Below are 14,086 nucleotides of genomic sequence, written 5' to 3'. Positions count from 1 at the left end.
TTATATCTTATCGCCGGTTAATCTCGGTGGTCCTGGATTGTCGCTATGACGAAGCGCACAATTCCGTATAGCAACAATAGGCCCAAAGCTAACGTAATCAAGATATAAATTCGCTCCGGATATAGCGGCTTATCCGGCATGTTCGGCGTAACAACGGTCACTAGACTGCGAAGCTTTTTGCTAGCCTCTACACGAGCCGTTTCCACTGAACCCACTGCAAATTTATAAGCCTCTTCAGCAATATGTGCGTCGATTGTCAGATTTCTGTAGCGAGAAGCCACCACATTAAGCTTGTCCGCACCATTCTGAGACACCAGCCGTTGGGTTTCAGCTGTAAGTTGCTGCTCCATTGCGCGGATATGTGTCATCTGCTGACGTACCTGCGGCGTGTCGGGTGCCAAACTAGCTTGAAGTGCCTTTAATCGAGCTTTCTCTTTAGTGAGCGCCCCTTCCAACTCTGCGATAACCTCCGCCCGTGCTTTGGCCGTTGCTTCCGCATCCAACAAATTATTATTACTTTGGAATTCAATAAGCTCTTCTCTACGGTTCTCGTAGGTTTTTCGAGCCCCTTGAAGTTCTGCCTGGGCAAAGGCCATTTGATCCCTTGCCATCCGATGAGAGATTTCGTTAACGAAACGCTCACTCTCAGCAAGGATAAGGGCCAATGTCTTCTGAGCAAATTCAGGATTAAACGCCTCTACGCTGACGGCCAATAGCCCCGTTTGCTCATCGAAATGTGCGGTCACCACTCTACGGAAGTATCGCAGGACATCTTCCTCCGGAGCATCTTTAGCAAGCCAGTACAACGGGTCCCGCATATTCGTCGCGTATTGACTAGCCCAATCTAAATTCTTTTGAAGTACGTTGAGCATATCTTGCGAAGTCAGAAACTCTCTCAGGTACAGAGTCTCTTCTCGAGAAACGGGGTTTATTCCGCCAAGGACGCTGGCTAACCCGGGTACTTGAGGAACTTCATTGCGCCCGCTCTGGCGCACCACGACCTGTGCACTGCTTACATATCGATCCTGTGCAAAGAACGTGTAGTAGGCTGCTGCTACCAACAAAGGAATGACCACGACCCATATTAGTAGCCATTTTTTACTAAGAAACTCAACTTTATTTTTCATATTTTCAAAATATGCCAACATGTCAGCAGTGCTATTTTCTGAACTTAATTTATCCAGCTAAAATATTTTAGAGATCCTATTTATATAGTCTCTTTTCTAAATTACCTCTACACTGCTTAACAACATTTTCGCTAGATTAGCCACTGCTTGACTCGCGTGATAACAGTGATCTGCGTTCCGGTCTTGCCAAATAAAATAATCCGTCTCAGATGCAGGTAAGCCAAGGACTCCATAAGTTCTCGACATCGCGGGGACATGGTCCCCGAACGCACACAACAAGGCCCTCTGAGACTGATGCCGCAGCGCAGCCCTCATCGCTCCAAACATTTCGTCTGCGTTGCGCAAGTGGCGCGTATATGCCACAAGCTCCTCGCAACCCAAAGGCATACACTGCTTCAATACCGAAGCCACATCCCCCTCATCAACCGTCTCCCAATGCAACGGCCCATGATTCTCCATGGTGATGACGTGCACATACAAAGGACGCGTATCCTCGTCGGCGATGAGCTTGGAGACAAACTTCCCCAAGGCAATATCACCCACGTAGGCGCCTTCGAGATCGCTTCGGTCGAAGGCGCGGATGTCGATGAATTCTTCAAAGCCCAGCTTGGGCAGCACTTCATCGCGGCGATAGAAGCTGCCGTGGTAGGGGTGAACGCATACGGTCCGGTAGCCCAAGGCCTTCAGGTAGGACGCCAGCGTCGGCACGCTCTGCCGCCTGGCCAGTTTGCGGTACGGATTGAAACGGTGGACGCCCAGTACCTTGGGATCAAGCCCCGATAGGAACGCAAATTCCGTGCGCACGGTGTTGGCGCCTCTGGCCGCCACGTCGAGCTCGCCATAGGCCATGGATTCCGCGCAGAGCGCGTCGAAGTTGGCCAGGACGTCTTTTTTGACAATGGGGAAGGCGCGGCGCACGTCGAAGAATGACTCGCTCTGGATGCAGACCAGGTCGGGCAAGGCTTCGGGCAGCCCCTCGCGATTCACCTTGCTAAAAGGCGATATCGCGTCCAGGGATATCAAGGGTTGCCGCTCTGCTCTGGCATAAGCCCACAATGCCGCGATCAAACCCAGCCGCCGCAAATCGTCATCCGCGTCGAAGTTGACCACCAGCTTGCTGCCCGCCCAGCGGGCGATCATCACCCCCGCCACGCAGAGCAGCGCGACGGCCAGATAGAACGGCAGGGGGTCGGCCACGGGGTGCAATACCGATCCCTCCATGAGGTTCGTATCGGCAATGATGGACGCTTCAAACGTCAGGCCCAGCCAGAGGGCGACGCCGTAGCCCGCCGCGGCGGCCAGCGCATTCCAGACGCCGAAGAACGGCAGGTAGAGCCGAGGATGTTTTATTGCGTCGGTAAAGTATTCGAAATCGGGGTAAACGAAGGGTTCTCGCAGGGCCTGGTACTTGGCGCGGCTGACCAGAACGATCACCAGCTGTATCGCCACGAGGTTGGCGACGGCAAAGTAAGGCCGGCGAAACAGGGCAAGCTCCAGGCCAAAGCCCACGAGCCACACCGCCAGATGCGTCAGGTTGGCCGGCCACGGCCGCTGCCAGGGCGCGGCGGGGCGCGGCAGGAGCAAGCCTTCCATGGCCCAGCTCAGCAGCAGGCCAATCGCCATGGGCGGCAGCAGAGGGAGCCAGAATGCGTCAAGCACCGTAGCCCATTCTGCGCAGGATCCAGCCCGATACGGCCGGATGGATGATGGAGAGCAGAAAGCAGCCGAGGTTCAGCGGGAAGGGGAAGCTGATCCGCGCTTTGTTGGCCAGCAACCCGCGCCGGATGACGTTCGCGGCTTTGGGTGCGCTCCAGAGAAAGGGTTTGGGCCCCGGCATGTCAAAACACATTTGCGATTCGACATACCCAGGCATGACTACGTTGACGCGTACGCCTTCGCCCGCGAGATTGTCGCGCAGGGCTTCGCCATAGACTTTGACGGCTGCCTTGCTGGCGCTGTAGCTGGGGGTCTCGGGCAGGCCGCGCCAGGCGGCCAGGGAACTGATCAGGGCAATCTGGCCCGAGCGGCGCGAGCGCATACCGGGCAGCACGCCATGCACGGTGGCAAACACGCCGCGGACGTTGACCTCGAGCAGGCGCTGCACGTCAGCCCAGTTTTCTCCGGCATTGTCGGGGCCGACATCGATGTTGACGCCCGCGTTGGCAACCACGAGATCCAGGTCGACGCGGGCGCTGAGTTCAAGCAGCCATTGGGTCAGCGCTTCGTGATCGCGCACGTCCAGCGCCTGGGTCTCTACCCGCACGCCGAGCGCCGTGCATTCGGCGGCCAGTTCCTGGAGCCGGGCCTGGTTGCGGCCTTGCAGGATGAGGGTGCGGACCCCGGATTGCGCGTACTCACGCGCGAGGGCAGCTCCTATGCCGCCGGTCGCCCCCGTGATCAACACGCTGTCTGGCGCCCCCTGCCGGGCACCGCTCGGATTCTTCATGCCCCCATCCCGTTCGTGTCTGCTTACACCCAATCGGGGGGACGGCTAAATAACGGGAAGACCGCATGAATTGCACTGCATACACCGGCACCGTCCAAGCCGTATCTAATACGGGGACGAAAATATTCAAATAAGAATCGTAGTTCTTTGAAATATTGCACAGCGTATAGCGCGCGCCTAAGGGCCTGATTTACCTGCTATTAGCGGAATTTCCTCGGGCAATCCGACGCTCTAGGACGCGAGGAAGGCGCATTGTAATGCAGGGCGCGCAAGATTTCTTTTTCTTTATAAAGAATTGCAACTTCTTATTTAGTGACAAAGCGAATTTGACGATATTCGCTGAGTAAATCGCAAAGCACTGATCGACCCCGTTTTCATTAAATCGGGCTCGAGCGGTGCATGCGGGGTCTTGGCTCTGGCAACGCGGACCAAGGTGCTGCGTTGTTGCTCCCGCCCCCCGACCCGGCTTGGCGCGCCAGACCGGCCTGGGCCCGATGGCCCTCTGCGCACCCCCGCTCTGCCCCTGCCCTGCCGTGCGCAAAAGCGCCGCGCCAAAGCAAAAACGCCACACAGGTGATGTGTGGCGTTTTGCAAGCCGCAAAGAAACTTCGCGGCGGTATTTGGTGGTGGGTCGTGCGCGACTCGAACGCGCGACCAACGGATTAAAAGTCCGCTGCTCTACCGACTGAGCTAACGACCCGACCGAAGCCCGAAATTATGACTTAAGTCGTCTGCTTTGTCAAAGAAAGCGTTGACTGATTACCAGGCGGGGATGACCGCGCCCTTGTACTTCTTCAGGATGAACTGCTTGGTGGCATCGCTTTGGTAGACGCTCACGAGCTTTTTGATCTCGGGGCGATCCTTGTCCGCGCCACGCACGACCAGCACGTTGGCATACGGCGAGTCCGGCGCTTCCTGGGCGATGGCGTCCTTGGCCGGATCCAGGCCGGCTTCCAGCGCGAAGTTGGTGTTCACGGCGGAGGCGTCGGTGTCATCCAGCGAGCGCGGCAATTGGGCGGCGTCCAGTTCGATGAAGCGCAGCTTCTTGGGGTTCTCGACCACGTCGATGGGGGTCGCCTTCAGGCCGGCCTCGGGGCGCAGCTTGATCAGCCCCTTGGACTGCAGCAGCAGCAAGGCACGGCCGCCATTGGTCGGGTCGTTGGGGATGCCGATGCGCGCGCCATTGGGCAACTGGTCCAGCGATTTGATCTTCTTGCTGTAAATGCCGATGGGGAAGATCACCGTTTTGGCGACGCTGGCCAGGCCGTATTTACGGTCGGCATTGGCGTTGTCCAGATACGGCTGGTGCTGGTAGCTGTTGGCATCCAGGTCGCCGGCGGCCAGGGCCACGTTGGGCTGGACGTAGTCGGTGAACTCGATGACCTGCAGTTGCAGACCCTGTTTGGCGGCCTCTTCCTTGACGACCTCGAAGATCTGGGCGTGCGGCCCGGCGGTGACGCCAATCTTCAGGGGTTTGTTTTGCGCCAGGGCCGGCTGGGCCAGCACGGCGGCGCCCAGGGCAAGGGCGGCCAGCGACTTCAGAAACGTGTTGCTCATGTTGCGATGGGTTCCGGTAAATGAAGGGGGAAAACCGTGATCAGCGGTGCGACAGGCGCCGCACCAGCCAATCACCAAAACTCTGTACGGCCTGCACGAGAACGATCAGCACCAGCACCACGGCCAGCATGACCTCGGGCAGAAAACGCTGATAGCCATAACGGATGCCCAGGTCGCCCAGACCGCCGCCGCCGATGGCCCCGGCCATGGCCGAGTAACCGATCAGGCTGACGATGGTGACGATGGTCGCGGCGATCAGGCCGGGCAGCGCCTCGGGCAGCAGGACCTTGCAGATGATCTGCATGGGGCTGGCGCCCATGGCGCGCGCCGCCGTGATCAGGCCTGGGTCGACCTCGCGCATGGCGTTTTCTGCAATGCGCGCCATGAAAGGAATGGCCGCCACCGACAAGGGCACGATGGCCGCGGCGGTGCCGATGGAGGTCTGCGCCACCCAGCGCGTAAACGGGATGATGGCCACCATCAGGATGACGAACGGCACCGAGCGCGTGGCATTGATGATGATGCCCAGCACATGGTTGACCGCCTGGTTCTGCAGCAGCGCGCCCCGGCTGGTGACGATCAGGGTGACCCCCAGGGGGATGCCGACCAGCACGGCGATGCCGCCCGCCACGCCGACCATCAACAGGGTCTCAAGCAGCGACGTGATAAGCAGATCGATCAGTTGCGGACTCATGTGCAATTTCTTCTATGGTGATGTCATGGGCGGCCAGGGCCGCCAAAGCGCCCTCGATGGCCTGTGGCGCGCCTTGCGCCAAGACGAACAACGTGCCGACGGCCACGCCCTGGATGTCATCCACGCGCGCCTGAATCAGGCTGATGTCCAGGGCGTGGTCGCGCGCCAGATCGGAAATCAGCGCACCGCCGGCATGTTTGCCCGTGAGCGACAAGCGCCACAGGCGTGCGGCGCGGCCCGGCTGGGCCGCGGCCTGCGCGGCGATGCGTTCGCGCACCGCGGCCAGGGTGCCCTGGCTCAGCTCGGAGGCGGTTGCCGCCGACACCATGGCGCGGGTGACGTCATGCTTGGGCGAGGCGAACACGTCCTGGGTACGGCCCATCTCGACGACCTGCCCGTGCGAGAGCACCGCCACGCGGTCGCAGATCTCGCGCACGACTTCCATCTGGTGGGTGATCATCACGACGGTCACGCCGGTCTTGCGATTGATGTCGCGCAGCAGCGCCAGGATGTTGTGCGTGGTTTCGGGGTCCAGCGCCGAGGTGGCCTCGTCGCTCAACAGCACGTCCGGATCATTGGCCAGCGCCCGCGCAATCCCCACGCGTTGCTTCTGGCCGCCGGAAATCTGGCTCGGATAGCGGTCGCGCAGGTGCTCCAGGCCCACCAGCGCCAGCAGGCGCTCGACCTTGGCCGGGATCTCCTGGCGCGGCACGCCGGCGATCTCCAGCGGCAGCGCGACATTGCCGTACACGGTGCGGCGCGACAGCAGATTGAAGCCCTGGAAGACCATGCCGATGCGGCGCCGCTGGGCGCGCAACTGCGCTTCGGACAGGCCGGTCAGTTCCTGGCCGCCGATGCTGATGCTGCCCTGGTCGGGGCGCTCCAGCAGGTTGATGCACTGGACCAGCGTGCTCTTGCCCGCCCCGCTGGGACCAATGATGCCGAAGACCTCGCCCTGCTCGATCAGCAGTTCGATGCCGCGCAAGGCCTCGAAGCGGCCATGCGGCGTGGCATAGGTCTTGGATAGGTGTTGAATATGAATCATGGCATGTGATTTTGTCTTGCCGCCCTTCTAAAGAGAACGACTGTTTATTCCTCTTTTAATAACCGACAGTTATATAAAAGGACGCAAACCCGAACCACGCGCCAGCGCGGATCGGGTCGGGAGGAAACCTCGGAGACGTGCCGGCCGCCGGCCGGCACGGTATCAGCGAGCTCGGGAGATGCGCACTTCTGCGCCGCGCCGCTTCACTTCCAGGCCTTCGGAGGGCAGGATGCGCAGACCCTCCAGCCCCTTGATGTAGCTGGAACCCTGCATCTGCATCACGCGGATTTTATTCCGCATGACGACCGGGTTGTGCACCGGCATGCCGAACATCCATACCTCGTCGAGGATACGGGCCGAATTGAACTCGCCCGTATGCTGGGCCTGGGGGCCCAGGCAGAGCATATGCCCTTCGCGGCCAAAGACCGGGAACTGGCCCAGGTCACAGTCCAGCGTCCAGGTCGTGCCGCCCTCATAGCGATGCCCGGTGTTCAGATCCCACCAGGCTTCGCCCTTGGGCAGATAGACGCGCCCCTGCTGCCCCGGCTCCAGAATGGGCGCCACCAGCAAGGCCGGCCCGAGCAGGTACTGCAGATCCCAGGCATGCGCCTCGGCGTCGTTGGGGAAGGACATGGCCATTGAGCGCTGCACCGGCAAGCCGGTGCGCGCGGCATCCTCGATCGCCCCCAACACATAGGGGATGAGGCGATAACGCCATTGCATCCAGGTCTGCACGTGCGCCAGGATTTCCGGCCCGAAGTCCCAAGGCAACAGCCCCGGCACGCCCTGGAAGCTGAAGTTGGCGGAGAACACATTGGCCGCCAGCCAGCGCACATAAAGCTCGGGCGTCATGCCTTCCAGGCTGGCCGAGGCCGAACCCAGGTTGTGCACCTGAACCGGCAGGCCGCTTGCCCCGATGGACAGTGCCGTGCGCAAGGTGTGCTGCAGACCGGCCCAGTCATTGCTGACCTGCGGCCCGTTCTGCCAGGGCAGGCGCTGCGCGGCCGGGAACAGATCGGTGCTGGGCACCACCCCTTCGGGCGGCACTTTGTGGCCGGCCACGGCATCGAACAAGGCGCGCCGCGCCAACAACGGATAAATCGTGCGCAGGGCCGGGCCGGTCTCGCCGTTGCGCGCCGACACCCCGTCGGGGATGGCGATCTGCGCATTGCAAGCCGGCGCATCCAGGCCATCATCGACCAATTGGCGATGACGCTCGACCCACAGCGCGTAGGCATCACGGTAGGTCAGATCCAGCAGGCCATAGGGCTGGCCCGCCGTGGCGTCGTTGCCGTCGAAGATCTGCGCGCTGCCGTCGTCGCGCGTCAGCAGCCAGCCCCGGTCTTCGAGCTCCTCGAACAGCGGGGTGTGCTTGAGCACGGCCGGAAAACCCTGGCCCGCTACGTGGACATGCAATTTGTGAAACAGCGCCAGCATCTGGCGCGCATCCGGAAAGCGCTGGGCATCCCATTCGACGGCCGACTTGTCGGCCTGAAAGCCCCAGGCCGCCGGCAGCGCCAGCGTCACGGCGTCCAGCGCGATCTGTTGCGTGCGGAACGTTTCGACCAGCGCGGCGGTGTCGGTAGGCATCTGGCCCGCCACCTGCTGCAGCCAGGCCCCCATGGCCCAGAGCACCGGCTGACCGGCGCGGCCCGTCAGCGCCGAATACTGGTTGAGGATTTCCGGGGGATCGCCGGCAAACAGAAAGACATCGAGCACCGGATCATCCAGCGTCAACACATAGCTGCTGTCGTCCGGGGCCACGCCCACAGTGTGCTCGACGCGGCGTGCCGTATTGACGTAGATGCCCCAGCCGCGCGGGCTCCAGGCCAGCGGCAGGGCACGGTGCTCGGGGTCATCCGAAACCACCGATTCTTCGCGGCGATTCAGGTCGCCCGGGGTTTCGCCCAGGCCATAGACGGGCTCGCCCTCGCGCAGCGCGAAAGCAGCGGTCCAGACGGCCTCGTCCACCTCGTCCAGCGCATTGTGACCAAACGGCGGATTGTGCGGCGACAAGGACGACGTGAGCACGTCGGCGTCGCCGCGATACAAGGTCAATTGCAGCGGATCGGTACGCAGTTCGAGCGCCACGTCGCCCTGCGTGATGCGCCAGCCCTGCGCGTCATCGCGCGGGGCGATCGTCGCCTCGCCGACCGCCTCCTGACGGGCGAGCAGCATCTCAGCCACCGCGCGCGCACGCGCGCTGGGCTTGTCATCCGTCAACAGGCCAGCCTCGCCACAACGCACGCGGAACACGCCCGGCGCATGGGCCTCGACCACCATATGCAGCCCGCCACCGGCGTCAAAGTCGATGCGGCTGGGGCGGGATGTCAGCAACTCGACGGTATCGAGTTGATTAGTATGAGCAAAGTCGTACTTCGGCGGCACAGAGCATCCCCCGGCTTTAGCCAAAAACCAATAAAAGTCGTTATTTTGACGGATTTGGCCCCCGAAATAAACTCGGTCCCTGTTTTGCCTTCGAAGCGACAGGCAAAGCGGGCGCCATCCTCCGCCGGCGTGCGGCGTTGCAAGTGCGCATTCACTCTACGCCGAGCAGCCCTGCCCCGGGATAAAAATCGAATAAAAAACCCCTAACAGCCCTCAAATTTCCCTAAATAACGACATATCGCCATTCAACGCGGCGCGATGGCCGCCAGCAGATCCGCTTCCAGCGGAGCCGGTTCGCCGCACAATCCGGCCGCAAGAATATCGCCGGCCAGTGCCGACCAACTCAGCCCGCGCGAGGCATAACCGGTAGCGAGAAGGATGCCCGGGGCCTGCGGCAACGCGCCCACGGCGGGCAAGCGGCCCGGCAGCACGGCGCGCCACCCGGCCCAGCCGGGCAGCTCGCCGCCGGCCACGGCGACCGCAGCGCCCAGCAGCCCGGCCGCCTTGCCCAGATTGGTGTGCTGGCCCTGCGCGCTGACCGCGCTCGCCGTGGCGCCATGCACATAGGTGCTGCCCGCCACGCACCAGCCCGCCACGGCCGGCAGTAAGTAACCCTCCCCCGCCACGACGCAACGCGGCCCGCCCGCCAAGGCGGCCGCGGGCACGTGCGTGACCTCGCCGGCCAAGGCATGCATCTGGGCCAGCCGGGGCAGCGCGTCCAGTAAACCGCTGGCCTGCAGCACGGCCTGTGCGCCCTGCGCATTGGCCAGCACGATGTGCCCGCCCTCGGCCAGGACGCCGCCGCCCTCATCCAGCGCCTGCCAGGCCGCGCCCGCCTGCGCCAGCCGCGCCACGCGGCCCTCGATGCGCACGATGCCCGGTGTGCCCAGCAAACGCTCGATGAGCGGCTGGGGCTGCACCAGCAGCCCATCGCCGAAGAACAGCCCGCCGCGCGCCACGGCCAAGCCCGCCAACGCCGAGGCTTGCTCGCCATCGACTTCGCGCACCCACTCGGGCGGCAAGGCCAGGATGCGCAAGGTCTCGGCCAAGGCGGCGGTGCGCCCCGCATCGCGCTCCAAATGCAAGGTGCCCACCCGGCGCACGGCCGGTATGTCCGCCCAGCGGCGCAATGCCCGCTGGCTGCCCGCGCGCGCCAGCCTGGCGCGCGGGTTGTCGTCGCGCGCCACGACCGGCGTCAATGCGGCGGCCAGATGCCCGCCATGCGCGGGCGCGCGCTCGGCCACGACCTGCACGGCGAGCCCGCGCAGCGCCAGGGCGTGGGCCACGCCGGCGCCCGCCAGCCCCGCCCCCACCACCACGATGGGCGCGCGCGGCGCGGCCACGGGCCGGGGCGCGAACTTGTGCGCCCAGGCCGAACGGCGGCCCACCGTGACATGACGCTTGCCGCCAAAGCCCTGCACCCGCTCGACCGCATAGCCGGCGTCCTGCAAGGCACGGCGCACGAAACCCGCGCTGCACCAGGTGGCCAGCGTCGCGTCAGCGCTGCCCAGCCGCAGCACGCGGCGCAGCAGCGCGGGCTCCCACATGGCCGGGTTGACCTTGGGCGCAAAGCCGTCGAGAAAAAAAGCGTCCACGCAGCCCGACAAGCGCGGCGCCATCTGCTCGATCCCGCCCCATGCCAGCGTCAGCGTGACCGCGCCGGACTCGAACTCCAGACGATGCATGCCAGGCAGGAGCGCCGGCCATTGCGCGGCGAGTTCGCGCGCCAACCCGCGCAGCGGCTCGGGGACATGCCGGGGCCACAGCTCGCGATACGCTTCGCGCGAAAACGGATGCCCTTCGATCGAAATCATGTGCAAGCGGCCGCAGCGCGCCGGGTCTTCGCGCCACGCCTGCCATAGCGCGAGAAAGTTGGTGCCCAGCCCGAACCCGGTTTCGCAGACCGTGAAGGCCTCGCGCCCCTGCCAGCGGCGCGGCAGGTCATTGCCGCCCAGAAACACCGTCCGCGCCTGCCCCAGGGCGTCGGTCGGGCCGTTGTAGACATCGCCATAACGGCGGCTGAACAGACGCCCGTCCTCGTCCAGATCGGCGTGCGCGGGTTTCAGAGGGGTGTAAGCGAAAGCCATAAGCGTCGCGGGTTATCGGCCCGCCAGTCAGGGAGGCGTTGGCCTCAAGCCACGCCGAAAGATTAAATTGTCGTGAAAAAACAGCCTCCGCGGAGCCTGGGCTTACACTCGACTCATGCAAAGCTCAGAGAATCTCTCCTCCAAAGCGGTGCTTGATCTCGGCGCCGCCATCGACATCGCGGTCAGCGCGGCCCACGCGGGCGCGGCCATCCTGCAGTCATATGCGCATCATCGCAGCGATCTGATCATCGATCACAAAGCGCGCAACGATCTGGTCTCCCAGGCCGACCGCGAAGCCGAAGCCGCCATCCTGGAAGTCCTGCGCGAGCGCAGCCCGGCCTACGGTATTGTCGCCGAGGAAACCGGCGGCCAGGCACAAGGCCCGGCCACCTGGTATATCGATCCGCTGGACGGCACCACCAACTTCCTGAGCGGCATTCCGCATTACGCGGTCTCCATCGCCCTGGTCGCGCATGCCGGCACGCAGGCCTCGCCGGGCGCCCCGCTTACGGAAGACACGCCCGTAGTGGGCGTGGTCTACGACCCGAACCGCGAAGAACTCTTCGCGGGCGTCTACGGCATCGGTTCGTGGCTCAATGGACGGCGCATCGCCTGCTCGCGCACGCCGCGCCTGGAAGACTCGGTGCTGGCCACGGGCTTTCCGTTCCGGGATTTTTCCTTTGCCCCTGAATACATGCCCATGCTGGGCGACGCCATCGCGCGCGCCCGCGGCGTGCGGCGCATGGGCGCCGCCGCGCTGGATCTGGCCTGGGTGGCGTGTGGGCGGTATGACGGCTACTGGGAAATGGGCCTCGCCCCCTGGGACGTTGCCGCGGGCACCCTGCTCGTGCGCGAAGCCGGCGGCGTCTGTCGCGACATGGACCGCCAGGCGCCCTGGCCGATTGCCGGCCGCCTGGTCTCGGGCAACCCGGCCGTCTACGACGCCTTGCACGCCATGGTCACGCCCCACCTGAAACGTCCGGCCTGAAGCCGCCGCGCGGCCCCGCAGGGCCGCTGGGCCGCATCCCCTCAGGCCTTGCTGTCCGTCGCCTCGTCGCGCAATTCGCGGCGCAGGATTTTGCCCACATTGCTCTTGGGCAGCTCGTCCCGGAAGATGATCGCCCGCGGCCGCTTGTAGCCGGTGAGTTTGCCTTCGCACCATTTCAGGATTTCGGCTTCCGTCACGGCGGGGTCGCGCCGGACCACATAGGCGCGCACCGCCTCGCCGGAATGCCCATCGGGCACGCCGACCACCGCGCACTCGCGCACGCCGGGGTAGGCCGCGATCACGGCTTCGACCTCGTTGGGATAAACCTTAAAGCCCGAGACCGCGATCATGTCTTTCTTGCGATCCACGATGCGGGTAAAACCGCGTTCGTCCATGATCCCGATGTCGCCGCTGCGAAAGAACCCATCGGCCGTCATGACCAGCGCGGTCTCTTGCGGCTTTTGCCAATACCCGGCCATGACCTGCGGGCCGCGGATGGCGACTTCGCCGCGTTCGCCCAGCGGCACCTCCTGGCCGGCATCGTCGAGGATGGCCACATCCGTCGAGGGCAGCGGCAAGCCGATCGCACCGGAATAGGCCGCCGAATCGGTGGGGTTGACCGTCGCCACCGGCGAGGTTTCGGACAGCCCATAGCCCTCGATCAGCGGGTGGCCGGTGATCTTGAGCCAGCGCTCGGCGACCGAAGGCTGCACGGCCATGCCCCCGCCCAAGGTCAGGCGCAAGCCCGAGAAGTCCAGGCCGGCGAAGTCCGGGTTGTCCACCAGCGCGTTGAACAGCGTATTGACGCCCGGAAACACATTGACCGGCACGCGCTTCCAGGCGGCGATCAGCGAGGCCTGGTCGCGCGGGTTGATGATCAACAGATTGCGCATGCCGGCATGCATGCCGAACAGCCCGCAGACCGTGAGCGCAAACACGTGGTACAGCGGCAAGGCGCTCAGCATCGTTAGCTGCGGGCCGCCCGACTCTCCGAGCACCGGACGCGCCACCGCGCCCACCTGCAGGATATTGGCCACCAGATTGCCATGGGTGAGCATGGCGCCCTTGGGCACGCCCGTGGTGCCGCCCGTGTACTGCAGCACGGCCAGGTCGTTCATGCTCAACGACGGCGCGGCAAAGGGCGCCCGCGCGCCCTCCTGCATGACGCGCATCCAGGGCCAGGCGCCCTCGATGCGCCAGGCCGGCACCAGCTTTTTGATGTGCCGCGCCGCGAAGTTCACCAACGGCGCCTTCAGGCCGCCGAGCAGATCTCCCGGCCCCACCACGACCACATGCTTGAGCGCGCCGCGCTCGGCCACGGCCTGCAAGGTGGCCGCGAAATTTTCCAGAATGACGATGGTTTCGGCGCCGCAGTCGAGCAACTGCCGCTGCAATTCGTCGGGTTTGTAGAGCGGATTGACGTTGACCACCACCATGCCGGCGCGCAGACAACCCAGCAGGGCCACCAGATACGCGGGCACGTTGGGCATCATCAGCGCCACCCTGCTGCCCCGCGCCAGCCCGCGGGCCTGCAGCCAGCCGGCAAAAGCCCGCCCCCATTGGTCCAATTGCTCGAACCGGATATCGCTGCCCATGGCGGTGCAGGCAATGCGGCTCGCGTGGCGCTTGCAGGCCTGATCCAGCAAGTCCGTCAGCGAGGAATAAGGCGCGGTGGAAATCTCGGCGGGCACGCCTTGCGGATAATGTGCGAGCCAGGGTCGCTGCATGGTGTTTGCCTCCATTCAATTTGTTTT

At 63.9% G+C, this 14,086-nt stretch carries 10 protein-coding genes and 1 tRNA gene; 1 reads left to right on the top strand and 10 read right to left on the bottom strand.

Going from position 1 to position 14,086, the window contains the following annotated elements; all coding sequences use genetic code 11:
• Positions 1-17: 17 nt before the first annotated feature.
• The 9 genes from CAL22_RS03660 to mnmC all read right to left on the bottom strand — a co-directional run bounded on the left by CAL22_RS03660 (position 18) and on the right by mnmC (position 11,344).
• Positions 18-1,148: a Wzz/FepE/Etk N-terminal domain-containing protein gene (locus CAL22_RS03660; RefSeq protein WP_244193773.1), complete on the bottom strand. Its 1,131-nt coding sequence runs from the start codon at positions 1,146-1,148 to the stop codon at positions 18-20.
• A gap of 75 nt (positions 1,149-1,223) precedes the next feature.
• Entirely contained in the window at positions 1,224-2,750 is a 1,527-nt protein-coding gene (locus CAL22_RS03655; protein ID WP_143276936.1) for an LTA synthase family protein, read from the bottom strand.
• Between the two features lie 28 nt (positions 2,751-2,778).
• Positions 2,779-3,573, bottom strand: a complete 795-nt coding sequence (locus CAL22_RS03650; RefSeq protein ID WP_094810433.1) for an SDR family NAD(P)-dependent oxidoreductase — start codon at positions 3,571-3,573, stop codon at positions 2,779-2,781.
• Between the two features lie 624 nt (positions 3,574-4,197).
• Positions 4,198-4,273: transfer RNA gene (locus CAL22_RS03645), tRNA-Lys, on the bottom strand.
• 59 nt (positions 4,274-4,332) lie between these two features.
• On the bottom strand, positions 4,333-5,130 hold the full coding sequence (locus CAL22_RS03640; protein ID WP_094810431.1) for a MetQ/NlpA family ABC transporter substrate-binding protein: 798 nt from the start codon (positions 5,128-5,130) through the stop codon (positions 4,333-4,335).
• A 40-nt stretch (positions 5,131-5,170) separates the two neighbouring features.
• A complete protein-coding gene (locus CAL22_RS03635; RefSeq protein WP_094810429.1) occupies positions 5,171-5,824 on the bottom strand; it encodes a methionine ABC transporter permease in 654 nt (217 codons plus the stop codon).
• The gene (locus tag CAL22_RS03630; protein WP_094810427.1) at positions 5,781-6,869 is read right to left on the bottom strand and encodes a methionine ABC transporter ATP-binding protein; all 1,089 of its coding nucleotides are present in this window, start codon (positions 6,867-6,869) and stop codon (positions 5,781-5,783) included. Before CAL22_RS03630 ends, CAL22_RS03635 begins: the two co-directional genes overlap by 44 nt.
• 162 nt (positions 6,870-7,031) lie before the next feature.
• Entirely contained in the window at positions 7,032-9,257 is a 2,226-nt protein-coding gene (locus tag CAL22_RS03625; RefSeq protein WP_094810425.1) for a glycoside hydrolase family 31 protein, read from the bottom strand.
• Between the two features lie 245 nt (positions 9,258-9,502).
• The gene (mnmC, locus tag CAL22_RS03620) at positions 9,503-11,344 is read right to left on the bottom strand and encodes an FAD-dependent 5-carboxymethylaminomethyl-2-thiouridine(34) oxidoreductase MnmC (protein WP_094810423.1); all 1,842 of its coding nucleotides are present in this window, start codon (positions 11,342-11,344) and stop codon (positions 9,503-9,505) included.
• 115 nt (positions 11,345-11,459) lie between these two features.
• On the opposite strand from mnmC, the gene CAL22_RS03615 reads away from it, so the two are divergent.
• Positions 11,460-12,332 carry an inositol monophosphatase family protein gene (locus tag CAL22_RS03615; protein ID WP_094810421.1) on the top strand — a complete coding sequence of 291 codons (873 nt, stop codon included), beginning with the start codon at positions 11,460-11,462 and terminating at the stop codon, positions 12,330-12,332.
• Positions 12,333-12,373: 41 nt separating this feature from the next.
• On the opposite strand, the gene CAL22_RS03610 is transcribed toward CAL22_RS03615, so the two are convergent.
• Positions 12,374-14,059: an AMP-binding protein gene (locus CAL22_RS03610; RefSeq protein WP_208621857.1), complete on the bottom strand. Its 1,686-nt coding sequence runs from the start codon at positions 14,057-14,059 to the stop codon at positions 12,374-12,376.
• Between the last annotated feature and the right edge of the window lie 27 nt (positions 14,060-14,086).

This window comes from Bordetella genomosp. 12 (genome assembly GCF_002261355.1).
In the GTDB taxonomy this organism is placed as follows: domain Bacteria; phylum Pseudomonadota; class Gammaproteobacteria; order Burkholderiales; family Burkholderiaceae_B; genus Bordetella.
The sequence above is the reverse complement of the archived record's forward strand: the minus strand, read 5'-3'. Positions and strand labels throughout refer to the sequence as shown.